The 19377-nt window shown below is 41.4% G+C and carries 22 protein-coding genes, 1 tRNA gene and 1 CRISPR repeat array (1 of these 24 cut by a window edge); of the genes, 10 read left to right on the top strand and 13 right to left on the bottom strand.

All coding sequences use genetic code 11. The features are described 5' to 3' along the window. Positions 1–16: 16 nt before the first annotated feature. From queC to fabD, 4 genes are read left to right on the top strand one after another with little or no spacing between them, the layout of a single operon-like run. The gene (gene queC / locus CP948_RS04920) at positions 17–667 is read left to right on the top strand and encodes a 7-cyano-7-deazaguanine synthase QueC (protein ID WP_096601918.1); all 651 of its coding nucleotides are present in this window, start codon (positions 17–19) and stop codon (positions 665–667) included. Positions 668–675: 8 nt separating this feature from the next. Continuing rightward, a complete protein-coding gene (locus CP948_RS04915; RefSeq protein WP_096601915.1) occupies positions 676–996 on the top strand; it encodes an MTH1187 family thiamine-binding protein in 321 nt (106 codons plus the stop codon). A 1-nt stretch (position 997) separates the two neighbouring features. Further along, on the top strand, positions 998–3331 hold the full coding sequence (locus CP948_RS04910; RefSeq protein ID WP_096601913.1) for an ATP-binding protein: 2334 nt from the start codon (positions 998–1000) through the stop codon (positions 3329–3331). A gap of 3 nt (positions 3332–3334) precedes the next feature. Then, on the top strand, positions 3335–4267 hold the full coding sequence (fabD, locus tag CP948_RS04905) for an ACP S-malonyltransferase (RefSeq protein WP_096601911.1): 933 nt from the start codon (positions 3335–3337) through the stop codon (positions 4265–4267). Positions 4268–4275: 8 nt separating this feature from the next. Here fabD and CP948_RS04900 read toward each other — a convergent pair whose 3' ends face one another. After that, complete coding sequence (locus tag CP948_RS04900; protein ID WP_096602021.1) at positions 4276–4830, bottom strand: DUF429 domain-containing protein; 555 nt, start codon at positions 4828–4830, stop codon at positions 4276–4278. Between the two features lie 19 nt (positions 4831–4849). On the opposite strand from CP948_RS04900, the gene ccsA reads away from it, so the two are divergent. Further along, positions 4850–5605 carry a cytochrome c biogenesis protein CcsA gene (gene ccsA / locus CP948_RS04895; RefSeq protein ID WP_096601908.1) on the top strand — a complete coding sequence of 252 codons (756 nt, stop codon included), beginning with the start codon at positions 4850–4852 and terminating at the stop codon, positions 5603–5605. Continuing rightward, complete coding sequence (locus tag CP948_RS04890) at positions 5595–6104, top strand: shikimate kinase (RefSeq protein WP_096601905.1); 510 nt, start codon at positions 5595–5597, stop codon at positions 6102–6104. Before ccsA ends, CP948_RS04890 begins: the two co-directional genes overlap by 11 nt. Here CP948_RS04890 and ndk read toward each other — a convergent pair. Continuing rightward, a complete protein-coding gene (gene ndk / locus CP948_RS04885) occupies positions 6073–6498 on the bottom strand; it encodes a nucleoside-diphosphate kinase (protein WP_180764090.1) in 426 nt (141 codons plus the stop codon). The genes CP948_RS04890 and ndk overlap by 32 nt on opposite strands. A gap of 43 nt (positions 6499–6541) precedes the next feature. Here ndk and CP948_RS04880 point away from each other — a divergent pair, with 43 nt between their 5' ends. Then, complete coding sequence (locus CP948_RS04880; protein ID WP_096601899.1) at positions 6542–7492, top strand: acetyl-CoA carboxylase carboxyltransferase subunit alpha; 951 nt, start codon at positions 6542–6544, stop codon at positions 7490–7492. After that, positions 7489–9519 (top strand): DUF3536 domain-containing protein, encoded by a 2031-nt coding sequence (locus tag CP948_RS04875; RefSeq protein WP_096601896.1) that lies wholly within the window; start codon positions 7489–7491, stop codon positions 9517–9519. The genes CP948_RS04880 and CP948_RS04875 overlap by 4 nt, the downstream gene beginning before the upstream one ends. Here CP948_RS04875 and secA read toward each other — a convergent pair. Next, positions 9502–12297, bottom strand: coding sequence for a preprotein translocase subunit SecA (secA, locus tag CP948_RS04870; protein ID WP_096601893.1), 2796 nt, complete (start codon positions 12295–12297; stop codon positions 9502–9504). The genes CP948_RS04875 and secA overlap by 18 nt on opposite strands. A 118-nt stretch (positions 12298–12415) precedes the next feature. On the opposite strand from secA, the gene CP948_RS09005 reads away from it, so the two are divergent. Next, complete coding sequence (locus CP948_RS09005) at positions 12416–12550, top strand: hypothetical protein (protein WP_274536693.1); 135 nt, start codon at positions 12416–12418, stop codon at positions 12548–12550. Here CP948_RS09005 and CP948_RS04860 read toward each other — a convergent pair. Then, complete coding sequence (locus CP948_RS04860; RefSeq protein WP_096601887.1) at positions 12540–13175, bottom strand: superoxide dismutase; 636 nt, start codon at positions 13173–13175, stop codon at positions 12540–12542. The genes CP948_RS09005 and CP948_RS04860 overlap by 11 nt on opposite strands. Before the next feature lie 108 nt (positions 13176–13283). Here CP948_RS04860 and CP948_RS04855 point away from each other — a divergent pair, with 108 nt between their 5' ends. Continuing rightward, the gene (locus tag CP948_RS04855; RefSeq protein ID WP_096601884.1) at positions 13284–13841 is read left to right on the top strand and encodes a urate hydroxylase PuuD; all 558 of its coding nucleotides are present in this window, start codon (positions 13284–13286) and stop codon (positions 13839–13841) included. Here the strand turns inward: CP948_RS04855 and CP948_RS04850 are convergent. From CP948_RS04850 to efp, 9 genes are all read right to left on the bottom strand, one after another. After that, complete coding sequence (locus CP948_RS04850; RefSeq protein ID WP_096601881.1) at positions 13838–14272, bottom strand: copper chaperone PCu(A)C; 435 nt, start codon at positions 14270–14272, stop codon at positions 13838–13840. The genes CP948_RS04855 and CP948_RS04850 overlap by 4 nt on opposite strands. 28 nt (positions 14273–14300) lie before the next feature. After that, positions 14301–14374: transfer RNA gene (locus CP948_RS04845), tRNA-Arg, on the bottom strand. Beyond that, the gene (locus CP948_RS04840; RefSeq protein ID WP_096601878.1) at positions 14375–14614 is read right to left on the bottom strand and encodes a KH domain-containing protein; all 240 of its coding nucleotides are present in this window, start codon (positions 14612–14614) and stop codon (positions 14375–14377) included. 17 nt (positions 14615–14631) lie between these two features. After that, entirely contained in the window at positions 14632–14868 is a 237-nt protein-coding gene (gene rpsP / locus CP948_RS04835) for a 30S ribosomal protein S16 (protein ID WP_096601875.1), read from the bottom strand. 38 nt (positions 14869–14906) lie between these two features. Continuing rightward, positions 14907–16940 carry a heavy metal translocating P-type ATPase gene (locus tag CP948_RS04830; RefSeq protein WP_096601872.1) on the bottom strand — a complete coding sequence of 678 codons (2034 nt, stop codon included), beginning with the start codon at positions 16938–16940 and terminating at the stop codon, positions 14907–14909. 49 nt (positions 16941–16989) lie between these two features. Beyond that, positions 16990–17784 (bottom strand): tryptophan synthase subunit alpha, encoded by a 795-nt coding sequence (gene trpA, locus CP948_RS04825; protein WP_096601869.1) that lies wholly within the window; start codon positions 17782–17784, stop codon positions 16990–16992. Further along, entirely contained in the window at positions 17766–18173 is a 408-nt protein-coding gene (locus CP948_RS04820; protein ID WP_096601867.1) for an OsmC family protein, read from the bottom strand. Before CP948_RS04820 ends, trpA begins: the two co-directional genes overlap by 19 nt. 1 nt (position 18174) lies before the next feature. After that, positions 18175–18615 carry an acetyl-CoA carboxylase biotin carboxyl carrier protein gene (gene accB, locus CP948_RS04815; protein WP_096601864.1) on the bottom strand — a complete coding sequence of 147 codons (441 nt, stop codon included), beginning with the start codon at positions 18613–18615 and terminating at the stop codon, positions 18175–18177. Beyond that, complete coding sequence (gene efp / locus CP948_RS04810) at positions 18615–19184, bottom strand: elongation factor P (protein ID WP_096601861.1); 570 nt, start codon at positions 19182–19184, stop codon at positions 18615–18617. The genes accB and efp overlap by 1 nt, the downstream gene beginning before the upstream one ends. Before the next feature lie 53 nt (positions 19185–19237). Then, positions 19238–19377: a CRISPR direct-repeat array (repeat unit 29 nt); it runs 505 nt beyond the window's last position.

Raw genomic sequence — 19377 nt, 5'->3', positions numbered from 1 at the left:
GAGTTATCATAATATCATGAGTAAAGGTAAGGTTATAGTCCTTCTTTCTGGGGGAATGGACAGTGCAGTTCTCTTGTGGCTTTCAAAGAAGGAGTTTGAAAAAGTTTATGCTATATCTTTTGACTACGGGCAGAGGCATAAAGTAGAGCTAAAGTATGCTAAAGAACTTGCCAAGTTAGCTCAAGTTGAAAAACATATCATCACCCATATACCCCATTACAGTGAAATAAAGATCTCAGCGTTGCTAAGTGAAGATGTGCCAGTGCCAAAAGGTGAATACCCAGAAGATGAACCACCTATAACCACGGTACCCATGAGAAACCTTACCTTCCTTTCTATAGCCGGTGCTTTTGCAGACGCGTTAGAAATAGACCACATAGGTATAGGTGTTCATGCTCTTGACAGTCCTTATCCTGACTGCAGGCCCGAGTTTATAACTTCTGCAGAGGCTGCCATAAACGCTGGTTCTGTGCTGGTAGCAAAAACTAAAAAAAGAATTCACATTTACGCGCCTTTTCTTGGCATGTCTAAAAGAGATATAGCACTCTTAGGTAAGGCTTTGAATGTACCTTTTGAAAAGACATACTCGTGTTATTTAGGTACAGAACCTCCCTGTGGAGAGTGCCCCACCTGCTTGCAAAGAAAATCCGCCCTTTCTTCAGTATAATTATAGACATGAGCCTAATAGTCTTTGTTAGTATGACCCCTTTAGGGAAGGGTGAGAGCGTAAGTGAGTATGTAGCACGCGTTGTTGATATAGTAGATAAATCAGGACTTGCCTATGTCCTTACACCCATGGGCACAATAATAGAAGGAGAAGACTGGGATGAAGTTATGAATGTACTCAAAAAGGGTTTTGAAGCTCTAAAGGAAGACTGCAATAGGATAAGCATAATCATGAAAATAGACTACAGAAAGGGCAGGTCAAAGGGTTTGATAAGTAAGGTAAAGTCTGTAGAGGAAAAGGTAGGAAGAGAAATAAAGAAGGCTCTATGATATGGCGCTTAGAAAGGTACTTGCGGACGAACTTTTACTCCCCTTTTATTACGAAAAAGGGACGGAACAAGTAGTTCCCGCTGAACTGTTTCCCGGTCAAGATAGGGTGGAAAGAGCTTTTGACCTTGCACTCAGCACATCTTACGAAGGCTACAATGTTTTTGTATCCGGACCGGAGAGCATAGGTAGAACCCTCTACACACTTAGAAAACTCAGATCTGCCTCTGAGGGCAAACCTCCACCAGAAGACATATGTTATGTGAATAACTTTGAAAACCCTCTCAGACCCCTTTACCTTCTTTTGCCCGCAGGATACGGAAAGAAGCTTGCCCAAGACATAGACAGAGCCATAGAGACCCTAAAGGAGGATCTACCAAAAGCCTTTGAGAGTAAAGAATATGAAGAAGAAGTAGCAAGAATAAATAAAACTGCTGATGCACAAAGAGAAAGGATACTTCAAGAACTCACACAAGAAGCTCAAAAGCACAGCTTGGGAGTTGTATTTACACCTGCAGGAATAAGACTACTTCCTTTGATGGGAAGGAGATTAGTCAGTGAGGAGGAGCTGATAGGAAATGAAAAACTCCAAGAAGTTTACGAGAAAAATCTTTCAGCCTTTGAAGAAAAGTTCAGAGAGTTTATGAGAGAGTTAAGGGAACTTGATCACAGTGTAGCAGACCAAGTGCTTGAACTTAGGAGAAGAGTGGCTTACTATGTTGTGGAAAAGGTTTTTTCAAGGTTCGAGGGGAAATACAGGAACTTTAACGATGCACGCAACTTTATAGAAAAACTCAAAGAGGAGATAGTCAAAAACACAGACCTTTTCATGTTTTGGCATACATCTAAAGGAAACCTTGCAGTTATGAGATCCTTAGAGAGAGCTTTTAACGCTTTCAGGGTAAATGTTTTAGTAGATAACTCAGAGCTAAAGGGCCTTCCCGTTATCCACGAAGAGGTGCCGACCTTACAGAATCTTTTCGGTAGGATATCTTACACTGTGGAAATGGGTGTCTTGCAAGCAGATCACATGAGCATAAGTGCGGGAAGTCTTCACAAGGCAAGAGGGGGATACTTAGTTCTTAGAGCTATGGATCTTCTGAAGAATCCTTACCTCTGGAATGCTTTTAAGAAGGTCCTTATGCACAAAAAGATACACATGGCAGGAGGTATAATGGAAGACAGTATTCTTCCTTATGTGGGTATATCACCTGAGCCTGTTCCTGCGGACATAAAAGTCTTTTTAATAGGAGATCCTTTTCTTTACCAAATACTCTCCCTATACGATCCTGAGTTTAACAGACTCTTCAAAGTAAAAGCGGAGTTTGATCCAGTCATAGAGCTCAGTGAGGAATTTATAGAGAATTTTCCCAAGATGATAAAGAAGGTCATCACCGATGAGGGTATAAAGGACATAAGCGCTGATGGGCTTTTGGAACTTTTGAAGTATGCCATCACTCTTTCTGGTAGTAGGAAAAAGGTTAGCTTGCTTATGGGCTACATAGTAGATGCCATAAGGGAAGCGGATGTCATCTCAAAAAACAGCAAAAACATATCAGCAGAGCACATAAAGAGAGCCATAAGAGAGAAAATATACAGGTCAAACCTCATTGAAGAGAAGATAAGAAAAGCTATACAAGAAGGCAAATTTTTGGTGGAGGTTAAAGGTAAGAAGATAGGTCAGGTAAATGGCCTTAGCGTTTACGAGCTGGGAGATATAAGTTTTGGTAAGCCAAGTAGGATAAGCGCATCCGTTTACATAGGGGAGAAAGGTGTTATAAACATAGAAAGGGAAGTGGAGCTCAGTGGACCCATTCACTCAAAGGGTGTGCTTATTCTAACAGGATACATGGGGAACAAGTATGGTAAAGATTTCCCCATACACTTATCGTGCAATATCACCTTTGAACAGTCTTACGAGGAAGTAGAAGGCGACAGCGCTTCTGCAGCAGAACTTATAGCTATACTTTCCGCTATTTCTGGTGTGCCTGCAAGACAGGACATAGCCATAACAGGGTCTGTGGATCAGCATGGCAACATACAGCCTGTAGGTGGAATAAAGGAGAAAGTGGAGGGCTTCTACAAGACATGTAAAGTTATAGGGCTCACCGGTGAGCAGGGTGTGGTTCTACCCTCAAGAAATTACGATAACTTAGTCCTTGACGATGAGGTCTTAGAGAACATAAAAAATGGAAAGTTTCATCTTTACACTGCAGAAACGGTAGATGATGTTATAGAGATAATATTTGGAATGCCTGCGGAGCGCTTTCACAAGCTTGTCATTAGAAAACTTCAAGAATTTCATAAAAAGATAACTAAACCCAAAGAGAAGGGGTGAAACATGAGCAAGATAGCTTACATATTCCCAGGACAGGGATCTCAGTATGTGGGAATGGGATATGACTTTTATAAGGAGTTTTCCGAGGCAGCAGATGTATTTCATAGTGCAGAAACTGCGCTTAGATACAACCTAACAGATGTGATCTTTAAGGGTCCGGAAGAAGAACTTAACAAAACTATCAACACACAACCTGCAATACTTACTACAAGCCTTGCCATATACGCAGTGCTTAAGGCTAAGGGCTTTCCAGAACCGAGCTTTGTAGCAGGGCACTCTCTTGGTGAATACACAGCTTTATGTGTAGCAGGGGGTGTGGAGCTCTTTGAGGCGGTAAGGCTTGCACATCTTAGGGGCAAGTACATGCAGGAAACTGTCCCAGAAGGAAAGGGAGCTATGGTAGCTGTTCTCAAGCTTCCACCAGAAAAGGTAGAAGAAGCCTGCAAGCTTGCCAGCGATGAGGGGATAGTAGAACCTGCCAACTATAACTCACCTGAACAGACAGTCATATCAGGCGAAAAACCTGCAGTGGAAAAGGCAAGCCAGATAGCCAAAGATATGGGGGGTAAGGTAGTGTCTTTGAAGGTTTCTGTACCTTCACACTGTTCTCTTATGAAGCCAGCAGCTGACGCTTTTAGGCTAAAACTCGCTCAGACACCCATAAAGAATATAAGCATACCTTTAGTACAAAACTACACCGCTTTGGCACACACCATGGCTCATGAAATACGAGAAAACCTTTACAGGCAGATATTCTCACCGGTCAAGTGGTATCAGAGCGTTCAATACATGGTTCAGGAAGGTGTAGATACCTTTGTGGAAATAGGTCCCAAAAATGTCCTTTCAAAGCTCGTACAACAAACTGTTCCTCATGTGAGAGTACTACATGTAGAGAAGGTGGAAGATGTAGATAAAGTTTTAGGTGTTTTAACCTAAAACTCTGCTCAAATCACTATAACACCGTCCTTCCCATCAAATATCATAGCCTTGCAGGACAAATAGCGAATCCCTGAAAGAAGACAAGCCAATGCATCAAGCTCATCTTGGTAGTATTCTCTATCTTCCAAGGTAAAACCAATGGATTTGTAGAGGTTTTTTATAGCTTCCTTATCCTTCCTCCTTACGCCAAAAATATCGTAAAGGGCACCCGGAAAAGTCTCAAAAACTTTTATACCCTTAGCTTCCAAAATACCCTTAATTTTCAATGCTCTTGTAGTTAACATTCTCATAGGTCCAAGAGTAATTGGGAAAAACCTTATACCAAATGTGCGTAGTTTTATATCACACTCTCTAAAGTGGGGTCCTCTATCCTCTATACTTTTTCTACCTTCTGGAAGACTCAGCGGTGCGTCTATCATAACAAGATCAAAGTTTTCAGATAGCTTTAAAATGTGCTCATCTTCATAAATGATACCTACTTTAACCTTATTGTTTTCCAAATAAGCAACGCCAGTTTTTCTTTTTGGACTTCCTGCCAAATCCAATCCCAAAACTTTCATATATCTTAAACTATATAAGATGCTGGTAATTAGCATGGGTTTTTACCTTTTGTCTTTTTTTATAGCACTACTTTTTTCTTACCGTGGTAAACTACCTAACAGAACTATCTTTTTTTCTATGCTTTTTGCACTCTTGTTTTACTTTGCCTATGTGTTTCACATGGGTTTTAAATTAGGTAGCTTTCCCTTTGCTAATATTTACGGGTTTATAGGCCTTCTTGGAAACACAATGATACTTGCCCTTATAGTATTTTCCTTAAAAAATCCTCAACTGCTCAGACTTTCTGCAGTATTTTCCTTTTTTGGGTTCTTGTCTGACTTACTTGCGCTGCCTTCAGAACCATCTCCATACAGAAATCCTCTTTATTCTTTACACACACTTTCCGCCTTATTTGCTTATACATGCGCCTTCTTTGGAGGTTTAGCAAGTTTCTTTAGACTTTTGCTGGAGAAAAAACTAAAGCACAAAGACATGCCCACCTTTTCATTACCCATAAATCTTCTTAGGTTTTCAGAGAGGCTTATGATAAACCTGGCCTTTGTCTTTTTTACCCTTACGCTCATCTTTGGAAGTTTCTGGACAAGGATACACTTTGGTAAACATTGGATAAACGACCCAAAGCTAGTATTTACACTGCTTCTGTGGATATACTACGCTTTCGTAGTTCATATGAATTTGGTGAAAGGCTTAAGACCCAAACAGCTTTCTGCTTTTATAATTTTAGGGAGTTTCCTCTCTCTCCTTAATTTACTGTTCGTTAGACATGAAGTTTGAAAGGATATTCCTTATAGGTTTTATGTGTAGCGGTAAAACCACCGTGGGTAGAATCCTGGCGGAAAAGCTTCAGTGGCATTTTTATGACACAGATGAGGAGGTGTATAAAGAGGAAGGCATGAGTATAGAAGAGATCTTTGAAAAGAAAGGCGAAGAATACTTTAGAGATGTGGAGCTAAGAGTTCTCAAAAGGTTATCATTAGAAAAGAAGGTGGTGATAAGCACGGGGGGAGGTCTCGGCGCTAACCAACAAGCCATGCAGATCATGAAAGAAAAAGGCTTAGTGGTATGGCTTGATGTGAGTTTTGATAACTTTATGCAAAGGTGTTTAGGAAATAACAACAGGCCTATGCTAAGGAAAAGTCTAAAAGAGCTTAAAGCTTTGTATGAACAGAGAAGACAAAAGTACTTACAGGCTCACATTCAGGTGAGCGCACATACAGCGCCTCAGAAGATAGCAGAGAAGATCATTCAACTAGTTCAAGACGGGAAAATATAAAAGGTATCTCGTAATCTGCAGACTCTTTTGAATCCGAAGCGTGAATAGCGTTTTTCCCCTTGTCCGTACCAAAGAGAGCTCTTATAGAGGAAGGTGCAACCCTTCTTGCCTCCTCGCTATCCGTGGGTCCTATAATGTCTCTCACCCTCTTTATAGCATTCTCACCTTCAAGAACGCAGGCAACAACAGGTCCTGATGTCATAAACTCCACAAGCTCACTGTAAAAGGGTCTGTCTTTATGAACTATGTAAAACTTCTCCGCTTGCTCTTTGCTAAACCTAAAAAGCTTCATGGCAAGTATCCTAAAACCTTCCTCTATGAACCTGTCTATTATTTTTCCCGTTGCTCCCTTTTGGAAGGCATCGGGCTTTATGATTATGAGTGTTCTTTCCATGCCTATTATTATAGCAGAAAATATTTAGATATAATCTTAAATCATGATCCTTGAGTTTGAAAAAGACTATTTGGAACTTTACCAGAAGGTTGATCAGTTAAAACGTATCTACAAATTGGGAAACAGAGAGAAGGAAGAGGAACTTAGAAAACTTCAGAGAGAGTTAAGAAAGAAAGCTAAGGAACTTTACAAAAAGCTTGATCCCTGGGATAGGGTACTCTTGGCTCGTCATTCACAAAGACCCCACACTTTGGATTACATAAATATGATCTTCAAAGACTTTATTGAATTGCATGGTGATAGATGCTTTGGAGATGACAAGTCCATTGTCGCTGGCTTTGCTTACTTTGAAGGCATGCCCGTTGCGGTAATAGGACACGAAAAGGGAAAAAGCACAAAGGAAAAAATGGAAAGAAACTTCGGTATGCCTCATCCGGAAGGCTATAGGAAGGCCATAAGGGTTGCCAAACTTGCGGAAAAGTACCTAATGCCCGTGATCACCTTTGTGGATACACCTGGAGCCTATCCGGGAATAGGTGCAGAAGAAAGGGGACAGTCGGAAGCTATAGCGGAAAGTCTTTACACTTTTGGATACCTAAAAGTGCCTTCCATAGCAGTAATTATAGGTGAGGGAGGTTCCGGTGGTGCACTCGCTTTGGCTGTTGCCAACAGGGTGCTCATGTTTGAAAACGCCATCTATTCCGTTATTTCGCCTGAAGGTTGTGCAGCCATACTTTGGAAGGATCAGTCCAAGGTAAAAGAAGCATCTTCAGCTCTAAAGCTAACTGCTCAAGATCTGCTAAAGCTCGGTGTGATAGACTACATTGTACCTGAACCCTTAGGTGCATCTCACATAGACCCTGTCAGAAGTGCAAGAGTACTCAAGTATTTCTTAAGAAAATGTATAAGAGAGCTTGTCTCAAAAAGCGCTGAAGAGATACTAAGAGAAAGAATAGAAAAGTTTGGAAGCATGGGTGCATTTTTAGAACAATGAACACTTTTGTCATTCACGGACACTTTTACCAACCCTACAGGACCAACCCTTATATAGGGGAGATAATGCTTGAAGATACTGCCTATCCTTATGATAACTGGAACGAACGCATCTACAGAGAGTGCTATCTTCCCAACGCTTACGCTCATTATCTATCAGAGGGAGAGGTAAAAGAAACAGTAAACAACTACTCAAAGATGAGCTTTAATATGGGCTGGACGCTTATTGACTGGATAGAAAAGCATCACCCTGAGATTTTAAAGAAGATAAAAGAGGGTTCTGAAAACGCCATAGCCACATCTTTCAATCACACTATATTACCCTTAGATCCTCAGGAAGATAAGGAAATACAGATCTTCTGGGGTATAAGAGCCTTTGAAGAGTTCTTTGGCAGAAAACCCAACGGTTTTTGGCTTCCTGAGCTTGCAGTGGATAAAGAAACCTTGCAGATACTCATAAAATACGGAGTAAAGTACATTATCCTTGCACCCCATCAGGTAAAGACAAAGGGTAGCTTTTTAAGATACTACTTGCAGGAAGGTCATATGGACATATTTGTTTATGATGGAGAGCTCTCTCAGGGTGTAGCCTTTGGCGAGCTTTTAAGCGATGCAAAACACCTTCTTGAACTGCTAAAGTCAAGGAAAGACCTAACCCTCATAGCTGTAGATGGAGAGACCTTTGGACATCACAAAAAGTTTGGTGAGATGGGACTCGCTTATATGTTTACCCAATCTTCAAATTTCACCACTCTTGAAGCTTTCTATAGAGAAAAAATACCTAAACTCTCTACAGACATAAACTTCAACACATCTTGGAGCTGTCCACACGGCATAGAAAGATGGAGAAGCGATTGTGGGTGTAGTAGTGGAGGGATGGAGGGTTGGCATCAAAAGTGGAGGAAACCTCTTAGGGAAGGCTTAGAAGCTGTTCGCTCAAGGATAAAAGAGATAGTCTATAACCAACTGGAAGAGTATTTCTCCGATGTGCCCAAAGCCATTTTGGGATTCATTGATGTTATACTGGGTGGTTCAAAGGATGAATACTTTGCAAAATACGCAAAGAAAAAGTTCAGCAAAGAGGAAAGGATAAAGGCACTAAAGCTATTAAACGCTGTAAAATACATTCAGCTGTCTTTTTCTTCTGACGGTTGGTTCTTTGCGGAGATATCAGGTATTGAGACTGTTAACAACCTCCTCTTTGCCAAAAGAGCCATAGACTTGGTGGAAGATCCCATTTCAGAAAAATTGCTCCTGAGACATTTAGAGTATGCTCCCAGCAACATACAGGCTTACGGTAATGGGCTTGGTGTATGGAAAAACCTTGTACTTCCAAGGTTGTATTCTCCACAGGATATTTCCAAATGTGCCCTTGTACTGCACCTATCAGAACTGAAAAATTCTACCGATAGCTTAGGAAAGTGGAACTTTCAGGTACTACAGGAAAACACGGTTAGGCTTGTAGATACAGAAACTGAAGAAGAGTTCCTCTTTGAGGAGCAGTTAAAAGATTTCTCCGCCTCATCCCTACCTTCCCTCTACGCCAAGGAAGTTTTTGAAAAGTGGGCTATGGACTACATAAAGGAAGAAAGCGAGTTTCTAAAAGATTACGAGTTTCTTTTGGAGGACTTAGTTCAACACTCAAAGTCTCTAAAGTTTCACACCGCTCAGTACATAAGGGAAAGGCTCACGCTCTTTTTAAAGTCTCAACTGCTTGTCCTTCTAAAGGAAGATTCTCCCCTTGAGAAGATAAAGGATGTGCTCACTAAGGCAGAAAAACTTTCTCTGGATGTAAAGGACGAGCATTTGGCAAGGGAACTCAGTTTATACATAAAAAGATCAGTGCTTAAAGCTTCAGAAGAAGAACTCTTGGAGGTTCTTGAGTTTGTCAGAAATTACAACCTGTCTGTGAGCAGATACGAGCTTTACATAGACACATGGGAACTGCAAAATATAGTCTGGGAAAGAAGGCAGGATATAAAGAATAGGAGAGTATTTGAACTTTTGAACTTATCTCCTTCTCTTTGATTGCAGTCTTTCCTTTAGCGTTTTCCTTCTGGGACCTTTTTGGTCTGCTTTACCTTCCACACCACTAAAGACTGCCTGTTTTAGAAGTTTCTCTGCCTGCTCTTCTTCTCTTTGTACCTCCTGCTTTAGTTCCTCCTGAGACTTTACTTCAACCTTAAGAAGGTCTGATATGGAGCTTTCCTTAAATTTAAACATCATGTTCTCAAAGAGGTAAAAAGCCTCCTTTTTGTATTCTATGAGAGGATCTCTGGAAGCGTATCCCCTCAGGTAAATGCCCTCTCTTAGCCTATCAAGAACATGAAGGTGCTCTCTCCACAGGTGGTCTAGGTTATTGAGTAAAACTATCCTGGTTATTTCAGAGATAAGCTCTTTGCCTAAGGTTTCTTCTTTTTCCGCGTATATTTGTTTTACCGTATTTGTGAGTTTTTCTATGAGTTCTTCTTTGTCCCTTGCGGGTGGAAGTTTTATGTCCCTTCCCGTTAGTTCTTTGAGGTAATCCTCAAGAGGCTTAGTTTCCCACAGTTCTGGTTCTTCTTCAGGAAGCAGTTGGTGCACTTTTTCCTCAAGCACATCCCTTATAAATTCTTCCACATACTCTTTGAGATACTTGCCTTCCAGTATATCCCTTCTTATACTGTATACAGTAAGCCTCTGGGTATTCATCACATTGTCGTACTCAAGAAGTCTCTTCCTTATCTGGAAGTTTTGGGCTTCAACTCTTTTCTGTGCGTTTTCTATGGCTTTGGTCACCATCCTGCTTTCTATGGGTTCTCCTTCGGGTATTTTGAGAAATTCCATCATCTTCTTTACTCTGTCTCCACCAAAAATACGCATAAGGTCATCTTCAAGAGAGAGTATGAACCTGGTTTCTCCTGGGTCTCCCTGCCTTCCTGCCCTTCCCCTAAGCTGGTTATCTATCCTGCGCGATTCGTGTCTTTCTGTACCGATAACCAGCAGTCCACCTAACTGCAGTACCTTCTCCTTCTCTTCTTGAGTTATCTTGTAGGCTTCCTCTAAGGCTTGCTTCCACTCTTCCTGTGTGGCAGTCTCTGGTGTTTTCCCTCTTTTGGCAAGTATTTCTTTTGCAAGATACTCTGGATTTCCACCAAGAAGTATGTCTGTACCTCTTCCTGCCATGTTGGTAGATATGGTGACCGCATTGAGCCTACCCGCTTGCGCTATGATCTCCGCTTCTCTTTCGTGATGCTTGGCGTTGAGCACATTGTGAGGTATGCCTTCCTTTTTTAACAGTTCAGAGAGATGCTCAGAGTCCTCTATGGACACAGTACCTACCAAAATGGGTCTTCCCTTTTGATGTTCCTCCTTTATGTAATTTATAACCGCTTGCCACTTTTCCTTTTTGGTTTTGTAAACCATGTCAGGGTGGTCATGTCTTTTGACAGGTTTATGCGTTGGAATAACTACCACATCAAGACCGTATATCTCTTTAAACTCAAGAGCTTCTGTTTCTGCAGTGCCCGTCATACCAGAAAGTTTCTTGTAGAGCTTAAAGTAGTTCTGGAAGGTTATGCTTGCCAGTGTCTGGTTTTCCTGCTGTATGGGAACTCCCTCTTTTACTTCAATAGCCTGATGCAATCCATCGGACCATCTTCTGCCCGGCAGAACCCTGCCTGTGAACTCATCCACTATAAGCACCTCTCCGTCCCGGACTATGTAATGAACATCTCTCTTAAACAAATGATGAGCTCTTAGAGCTTGGTTTAGCGCATGAAGTAAGTCTATGTTTTTCACATCGTAGAGATTATCAACGCCCAAAAGTTCTTCCGACTTTCTTATGCCCTGTTCCGTCAAAATTACCGTCCTGTTCTTTTCATCTACAATAAAGTCCTCATCCTTTTTTAGCTTTCTTACCACCTGATCCGCTCTGTAGTATGCGGAAGTATCCATCTGAGAAGGTCCTGATATGATAAGGGGGGTGCGTGCCTCGTCTATGAGTATGGAGTCTACCTCGTCCACAATGGCAAAGTTATGCCCTTTTACCTGCACTATATCATCAAGGGATATGGCCATGTTATCCCGCAAGTAGTCAAAACCAAACTCGTTGTTGGTTCCGTAAGTTGCGTGAGCTTGGTATGCTTCTCTTCTTTCGCAGGGTTCTAACTTAGTAAGAAAAGCCTTTTTAGCAGTCATATCTATGAGCTCAGAAGGAAGAACCTCCTCAAAGTATCCCTTTGGCCAAACGCGAAGGTCCTTCTCTATTGCTTCTTGAACCAACTCTTCGCTTACCCACTCTACCTTATAAGAAGAGTAGTCAGAGTTTATGACTCCCACATCAAGCCCTAAGAACTTGTATATGGGACCCATCCACTGAGCGTCCCTTCTTGCAAGATAGTCATTGACCGTGACCACATGCACTCCTTTGTCAGTAAGAGCGTTTATATAAACAGCAGAAGTGGCTACTAAGGTTTTCCCCTCTCCCGTTTTCATCTCCGCTATCTTACCCTGATGAAGTACAAGACCACCTATCAACTGAACATCAAAGAACCTAAGCCCTATAGTTCTTTTTCCCGCTTCTCTTACAAGCGCAAAGCCTAAGATCACTTCATCGGTGATCTCACCATTTATTATCCTCTCGCGCAGATGCTCATCGGTAGAAACCTTCAGATGCAGTTCTTTAGAAAGCTCTATAATCTCTCTGTTGGTAAGAGAGTCCAGCTCTTTCTCTTTCTCAGAGATCTGCCTCACATACCGCCTGAGCCTCTTTACCTCTCTCTCGTTCTTTGTTCCTATAATCTTTTTAATTAGCCATCCTACCATAATTTTTAAATTATACACGCATAAGCTTGTGTTCATAAAATCTTAACTTTTATTCCCTACTATATATCCCATGAAGGTTTTAAAAGTTAACGACAGAAGGGTAGCTGAGAAGTTGCGTATGAGGCTTCTAAGAAAAGGTATGGTGGTTGCAGAGGTTTACAAAGAAGATGATCTAAAGAAGGACTTTGTAAAAAAGGCAAATGTGGTACTTTTTGTAAAAAATGAAGAGCCCCAAAAGAGGCTCACTTTATAAAATCTTTTAATACTTCGTAAGCCTTCATAGCCTTTTCAAACCTTTCGTTGATAACATCCCAATTTAGGCTTTCAAGGAAGGCATCTATATACGGAGGTCTTTTGTTCTTTTGGTCCACATAGTAAGCGTGTTCGTATGTGTCAAGCACTATTATGGGTATAAGCCCTGTGTAGTTATAAACATTGTGAGCGTCAAGTCCGTTCACCACAAGCCTACCTGAAAAGATGTCAAGACCAAGAATTGCCCACCCTCTGAAGGCTATACCTGCAGCCTTTATCTCCTGAATGCAGGCATCCCAAGAACCAAAGTCTTCCTCTACCTTCCTTTTTAAAGCTTCAGAAGGTTGTCCTTGAGGTTTCAGGTGTCCAAAATAGAGCTCGTGAAGGACAACACCCATGTAATTGAAAGTTTCCTCTACTTTGAGCTCCCTGTATTCGGAGTAGTTCTGATTTGCCTTGCTTCTGTCGGAGAAACTTTTGTCCGCAAGCTTTTCTTGAATTTCGTTGTATTTAGCTACATAGCCCTTGTAATGGGCTTCAAAGTGAGGCTCTATCTGCTCGTTGGATATCCCCCTGAGGTCTGAAGGTTTAAGGTGATCCTTTGGTTGTAGCTTGTGGATAGCCATTGCTTCACCTCCTTGTTAGAGTTTTTCTTTCTATATTATATTAACTATTTTGCAGGGATAATTTTATGAGAGCGATCATCTTGAAAATATAAAAAAGGAGATGCGAACATGCCAGAGCTAGAACTCTTCTTAAGATGGGTGCATTTTATTGCGGGCACCATTTGGGTAGGCATGCTCTTCTTCTTTACTCTTGTAAACACACCTTACATAAAGATAACAAAACCAGAAGAAAGACCGGCACACATACCCAAACTCATGCCTTTGGCTCTTGCGTGGTTTAGATACGCATCAGTAGTAACCGTTTTGGTGGGTCTTATGCTTATCTACATAAAGTATTGGTCCGTTGGTGATGTTGTACAATCGGATTCAGCAAAAACTATACTTGTGGGTGGAATATTGGGCATAATTATGATGTTAAATGTTTGGTTATTTATCTGGCCAAATCAGAAAAGGATCATACAGGCAACCGTTAAAGGAGAAAAACCTGACCCAAGTTGGGGCAAAAGGGCATTGCTTTTCTCAAGAATAAACTTCACCCTTTCTTACCCTATGCTACTCTTTATGGGAGCTTCCTCCCACTATCCCATGGGATGGGGCATGATACTTATAACGGGTGTTATAACTGCGCTAATAGGTTTGGGTATAGTCCTATACGTACAGCGTTAATGGTGGTGGTGCCCTTCGTGTCCTTTTTCTTCCGATTTTTTCACGTCCGCTTGAACCTTTACTTCTCCTGACTTTTCAAACTTAAGGGTTAGCTCTACCTTTTGTCCTTCTTTGGGCTTTTGCACTAAGTTTATGAGCATAAGATGGTAGCCTCCAGGTTTTAGCTCTACGCTCTTACCAGGTGGTATCTCCAAAGCTTTTACTCTCCTCATTTTGCCACCAACAGTTTTATGAATCTCCACCACCTTAGCTATGCTTGTGGATGCGGATAGAAGTTTGTCCGGCTGGTCTCCTTTGTTTTCTATTATCATGTAAGCGGCGCTCATGCTTGATACTGGTGGCACTTCCCTTACCCATGCATTTTTGATTTCTATCTTGGGCTGTGCGTATACGATTCCAGCCAGACCTACTGCTAAGACCAGCTTTTTCATGATACACCTCCGTTAATTAATCTTAACACCGGTCCGGCGGGAGTCGAACCCGCAACCTTGGGATCCGTAGTCCCACGCTCTATCCAGTTGAGCTACGGACCGTTATTCTAATATCTCAAGGACCACCCTTTTGTTAATTTTTCTGCCCATGGCTGAAAGGATAGTCCTTAAAGACCTTGCTATCCTTCCTTGCTTTCCTATAACCTTGCCAAGGTCTTTTTGGTCAACCCTGAGTTCAATAACTACAGTTTTCTCTCCTTCAATTTCCACCACATTCACATGCTCCGGATTGTCCACCAAGGACTTGGCGGTAATCTCTACGATGTCTCTGAGCTGGCTCATGTTCCTACCTCCTTGTCTTAGAGTATTTTTGCACTTTTGAGAAGACTTTTGGCGCGGTCTGTGACCTGCGCACCTTTGGACAGCCAATCTTTTACTTTATCCTCTTTAACTTCCAACCGTTTGTTTATAGGGTCGTAAGTTCCCAATATGTCTATATACTTGCCTTCTCTGGGACTTTTTGCATCCATAACCACTATCCTATAAATGGGGTGGTGAGTTCTTCCAAATCGCGTAAGCCTTATTCTGACTGCCATACCTTTCCTCCTGTTTTATAAGATTATAACAGAAAATTTCACTTTCTTATGGAGTTTATGACTACGCTCAAAGAAGAGAGAACCATCATAAGTCCAGCTATTTCTGGTTTTAGCACCACTCCATAAGAGGAAAATAGACCTCCTGCAACTGGTATACCAAGAGCGTTGTAGAAAAATGCCCAAAAGAGGTTTTGCTTTATGCGTCTGCTGACAACATCTGCCATTTCAAAAAGGTCTTTGATGCCTTGCAAACCTGAAAGGATCACCACATCACACACTCTTTTGGCTATGTCCGTTCCGGAACCTACTGCAAAAGAAACATGTGCTTTTGCCATAGCTGGAGCATCATTTATCCCATCTCCCACCATACCTACTCTGTGTCCCATGCTCTGATACTTTTCAAGCACAGCGAGTTTATCCTCTGGCTTTACCTCCGCGTAAAACTCCTCTATACCAAGAGCGTTGGCTATACGTCTGGCATTCTCTTGCGCATCACCCGTGATCATCACAAGCTTTATACCTCTATTTTTCAAATAGTTGAGTGTGTCCTTTACATCACTTCTGATCCTTTCCTCAAGATGAAACTCTCCGATAATTTCCTTTCCCTTAGTCAAAACAGTGATAGAGTTTTTATGATTCATACCAAGCGCTGAAGGATTGCCTAAGTAATAATCCCCACAGTAAATACCTTCCCCCGGCACTTCTGTGCAGTCTTGTAAACTAACGGTTTTTGCTTTCATTTGCTCGCAGTAGTCTCTTATAGCTTTTGCACGAGGATGGTTAGAAGCATTAGCTACTGAAAAAGCCAGGTCTAAAGCATCTTCTGTGTGAAAAACTGCCTTTACTACTTTTGGAATGCTCTCTGTGAGTGTACCCGTTTTGTCAAGAAGAAGCACATCTATGTCTTTTATTCTTTCAAGCACCGAAGGATTTTTTACTAACAGACCCTTTCTGTAGGCTCTCAAAAGACCCACCGTTAGAACTAACGGAACCGCTATGCCAAAGGCACACGGACAAGAGATCACAAGCACTGAAAGGGCAAAGCTAACACTTTTTTGTAGATCCCCTGTGCTTAGATACCACAAGGTAAACACAAGCAGAGAAATAATTACCACAACCTGGACAAAATAGTGGGCAACTCTGTCAGCTATCCTGTGTATCTTGGGTTTTTGCTTTAAAGCATCCTCAACAAGTTTTATAAGCAAAGATACATAACTGCCTGCAAGGGTTTTTTCCACCTTGGCTTTGGCATAACCGTTAATTATCAGACTTCCTGAAAATATACGCTGTCCTGCTGTCTTTAGGACGGGTTTACTCTCTCCTGTAATTACAGATTCATCCACCTCAACCTTTCCTTCAAGTACATAAACATCAAGAGGTACAAGGTCGCCTGTCCTAAGAAGGATAATGTCTCCTATGAACACCTCTTGAACATTTTTTTCTTCTTCTTTTCCATCCTTTCTTAGCAGTCTTACCTTGCTGGTTTGAATTCCGAAAAGCTCTTTTAAAGATTTTACCGCTCTTTCCTTTGCTCTCTCTTCCAAATACTTTCCTAATCTCACAAAGGTTATAAGAAATACGGAGGTCTCAAAAAAGGGCGATCCTTCAAGCACCTTCAGCATAGTTAGCACACTATACAGATACGCTCCAGTGCTTCCAAGAGCTACCAAAAGATCCATATTCCCCACACCAGAGATCAGGGACCTGTAAGCGGACTTGTAAAAGCTGTACCCACCTATAATTTGCACCAACGATGCAAGGACAAATTCCACACGGACATTATGGAAAAACATAAGTGGTATAAAAAACAAGCTTATAAAGATGCAAAACAAAAGTATAAAAAGGTCTTTATTCCTTTCTTCAGTGCCTTTTGACACCCTATAACCAAGGGATTCTATAGCTTCCTTTATGTTCTCTACCGAAAGAAGCTCTTCGTCAAACTCCACCTGAACCCTTCCCAATTCAAAAGAAACTTCCACTGACTTTACACCTTTGAGTCTTTTAAGGTTTATTTCTATGGTCCTTGCGCAGTTTACACAGGTCATACCCTCTACTTTGAGTGAAGTCTTCATGGTTTATAAGATCTCAAAAAGAGTATGTTAATTCAAGACTTTTATTTATCTAAGGTTTTAGACACAATTTTAACGATGATTTTAACTCCTGCACCTTTTGGGAAAGCTCTTGAAGCTTTCTTTCACCCGCAAGCTTTACTAAGGCGCTTCCTACCACAACACCCTCTGAGAAATCTCCTATCGCTCTTGCCTGTTCTCCGTTGGAAACACCAAATCCAACCACTACAGGTTTATCACAGTTTTTTCTGTATCTCTCTATGTCTAGTTTTAGCCTCTCTATGGGAAGTTTTTCTCTGGCACCGGTAGTTCCTGTAATGGAGACAAAATAAGTCATGTCATCTGTGTGTTCGCATATGAGCTTTAACCTTCTTTCTGAGCTTGTGGGTGAAGCAAGAAGCACCAAAGATAGTCCAAATTTTTGAGTGTATCTTTTTAATTCCCAACACTCTTCTGGTGGAAGGTCTGGCACTATAAAGCCGTCTATACCGCTGTCTTTGGCAAGCTCACAGAACCTTTCAAGACCTACCTTAAACACAGGGTTGTAATAAGTCATAAGGAAAAAGGGTATGTCTGGGAATTCGCCTCTGAGTGTAGAGCTTATGCTCAAAACGTGCTTTAACCTTGTGCCTCTCTTTAGAGCCTCTTCGTGGGCCATCTGTATGGTAATCCCATCCGCGATAGGGTCAGAGAAAGGAAAACCTATCTCAAGAAAGTCCGCACCTGCTTTGAGAACAGTCCTAAAGGCTTCAAGGGATGTCTCATAATCGGGATATCCCGCCATAAGGTAGCACACAAGCACCTTTTCACCTTTGCTAAATTTTTCTACTATTCTTTCTCTTCCCATACTTGTATCTCCACATCGATGGAAACCGCTTTGCTTAGCATGGCATACACACTACAGTACTTATCTATGGATAACTTCACTGCAGATTCTACCGCCTTTTTGTCTATGTTCTCCCCTACAACGGTGTATATGAGCTTTATACTTTCATACACCCTTGGAAACTCGTCTCTCCTTTTGCCTATAGCGTCTATCTTTATGCTCTTTACTTTCTGTCTTTTCTTCCTAAGAATGCTTGATACATCAACACCAGAACAACCTGCTAAGGCAACAAGAAGAAGTTCCATAGGTTTATAACCATGATGACCCACTTTTATGCTTCCCTCAGAGGTTTGCGCTATAAAAGTGTCCTCTTCAGAAGATAGTAAAAGGCTAACACTCTTTTCTTCCATTTTACACGCTCGTATCTATTAAAAATAAAGGCTGTCCATACTCTACAGTTTCTCCGTTTTCAACTAATATCTTTACTATCCTTCCACGCACATCGCTTTCTATCTCGTTCATCACCTTTAGAGCCTCTATTATGCAAAGTATCTGTCCGGGAGATACTATGTCCCCAACTTCCACAAAAGGTGGTGCACCCGGAGATGGAGACCTGTAAAAAGTGCCAACAAGAGGGCTTTTTATCACATGCAGGTGTTTTTCTTCCTCAGATTTTTCCGATGGTGGAAGAATCTCTATGTGTTTTGGCTCTTTTTGAGGTTCTGTTTTCAATGGGTGATCTTTGTGATATGTTTCTATGTGTAGCTTTAGGTCTTGGGTTTCTATGCTTAGAGTCTTTATGTCGCTACCTTTGATTAAGCTTATGAGTTCCTTTATAAACTCTTTGTCCATTACTTGACCCTTTCTACATACACACCCTTCCTTGTATCCACCTTTATAATGTCCCCTTCGTTAATAAAGAAGGGCACTTGAACCACTGCACCTGTTTCCAATTTTGCTGGCTTTGTTCCTCCTGCTGCAGTATCTCCCTTAAAAGCTGGCTCTGTTTCAATAACTTTTAGTTCTACATGTTTGGGCAGTTCTATACCTACAGGTTGTCCTTTGTAAAGAAATACAACCACTGTCATACCTTCTTTTAGAAACTTTATCTCTTCTTTTATGTTTTCTGCGGGAATGGGTATCATTTCGTAAGTTTGCTGACTTATAAAGTAGTAATTGCTACCGTCATTGTAAGAGTATTCTGCAAAGACCTGTTCAAAATCCGCAAGCTCAATGGTATCAGAGGACTTATAGGTTAGTTCTATCACATTTCCTGTCTGCATGTTTTTGGCTTTTATCCTGACAAAAGCCTGACCCTTGCCGGGTTTCACATGCTCGTAGTCAATAACCCTATAAGGCTGACCTGCATGTTCAATAAACATATCCCTTTGTATGCTGTTTATATCTATTCTGACAGCCATAAAAGGTATTTTATCATAATTCAAACTTTCCTTGTCCTTTCAATTCAAAAGGTATCCAAATCCCACACAGTGGGCTAAAAACAACCTTTTCCCGTCTGGAGAGTGCATCTTAGTTAAGGATGTCTCAATCCCACACAGTGGGCTAAAAACGCAGTGGCTATTCTTTGAAGAAGCAACAGACGAATCATGGTCT

Source organism: Hydrogenobacter hydrogenophilus, assembly GCF_900215655.1.
GTDB classification, from domain to species: Bacteria; Aquificota; Aquificia; order Aquificales; family Aquificaceae; genus Hydrogenobacter; species Hydrogenobacter hydrogenophilus.
Note: the sequence above shows the minus strand (reverse complement) of the source record. Positions and strands in the feature narration are given on the sequence as shown.

Coding starts and splice junctions, on each gene's coding strand:
- CP948_RS04900 (WP_096602021.1), bottom strand. CDS start 4,830: ATGAAAGTTTTGGGATTGGATTTGGCAGGAAGTCCAAAAAGAAAAACT.
- CP948_RS09005 (WP_274536693.1), top strand. CDS start 12,416: ATGAGGCTTCTAAGAAAAGGTATGGTGGTTGCAGAGGTTTACAAAGAA.
- queC (WP_096601918.1), top strand. CDS start 17: ATGAGTAAAGGTAAGGTTATAGTCCTTCTTTCTGGGGGAATGGACAGT.
- CP948_RS04875 (WP_096601896.1), top strand. CDS start 7,489: ATGAACACTTTTGTCATTCACGGACACTTTTACCAACCCTACAGGACC.
- CP948_RS04840 (WP_096601878.1), bottom strand. CDS start 14,614: ATGAGCCAGCTCAGAGACATCGTAGAGATTACCGCCAAGTCCTTGGTG.
- efp (WP_096601861.1), bottom strand. CDS start 19,184: ATGGCTGTCAGAATAGATATAAACAGCATACAAAGGGATATGTTTATT.
- ndk (WP_180764090.1), bottom strand. CDS start 6,498: ATGGAAAGAACACTCATAATCATAAAGCCCGATGCCTTCCAAAAGGGA.
- CP948_RS04860 (WP_096601887.1), bottom strand. CDS start 13,175: ATGGCTATCCACAAGCTACAACCAAAGGATCACCTTAAACCTTCAGAC.
- CP948_RS04890 (WP_096601905.1), top strand. CDS start 5,595: ATGAAGTTTGAAAGGATATTCCTTATAGGTTTTATGTGTAGCGGTAAA.
- fabD (WP_096601911.1), top strand. CDS start 3,335: ATGAGCAAGATAGCTTACATATTCCCAGGACAGGGATCTCAGTATGTG.
- ccsA (WP_096601908.1), top strand. CDS start 4,850: ATGCTGGTAATTAGCATGGGTTTTTACCTTTTGTCTTTTTTTATAGCA.
- CP948_RS04855 (WP_096601884.1), top strand. CDS start 13,284: ATGCCAGAGCTAGAACTCTTCTTAAGATGGGTGCATTTTATTGCGGGC.
- CP948_RS04880 (WP_096601899.1), top strand. CDS start 6,542: ATGATCCTTGAGTTTGAAAAAGACTATTTGGAACTTTACCAGAAGGTT.
- trpA (WP_096601869.1), bottom strand. CDS start 17,784: ATGGGAAGAGAAAGAATAGTAGAAAAATTTAGCAAAGGTGAAAAGGTG.
- CP948_RS04910 (WP_096601913.1), top strand. CDS start 998: ATGGCGCTTAGAAAGGTACTTGCGGACGAACTTTTACTCCCCTTTTAT.
- secA (WP_096601893.1), bottom strand. CDS start 12,297: ATGGTAGGATGGCTAATTAAAAAGATTATAGGAACAAAGAACGAGAGA.
- CP948_RS04820 (WP_096601867.1), bottom strand. CDS start 18,173: ATGGAAGAAAAGAGTGTTAGCCTTTTACTATCTTCTGAAGAGGACACT.
- CP948_RS04830 (WP_096601872.1), bottom strand. CDS start 16,940: ATGAAGACTTCACTCAAAGTAGAGGGTATGACCTGTGTAAACTGCGCA.
- CP948_RS04850 (WP_096601881.1), bottom strand. CDS start 14,272: ATGAAAAAGCTGGTCTTAGCAGTAGGTCTGGCTGGAATCGTATACGCA.
- accB (WP_096601864.1), bottom strand. CDS start 18,615: ATGGACAAAGAGTTTATAAAGGAACTCATAAGCTTAATCAAAGGTAGC.
- rpsP (WP_096601875.1), bottom strand. CDS start 14,868: ATGGCAGTCAGAATAAGGCTTACGCGATTTGGAAGAACTCACCACCCC.
- CP948_RS04915 (WP_096601915.1), top strand. CDS start 676: ATGAGCCTAATAGTCTTTGTTAGTATGACCCCTTTAGGGAAGGGTGAG.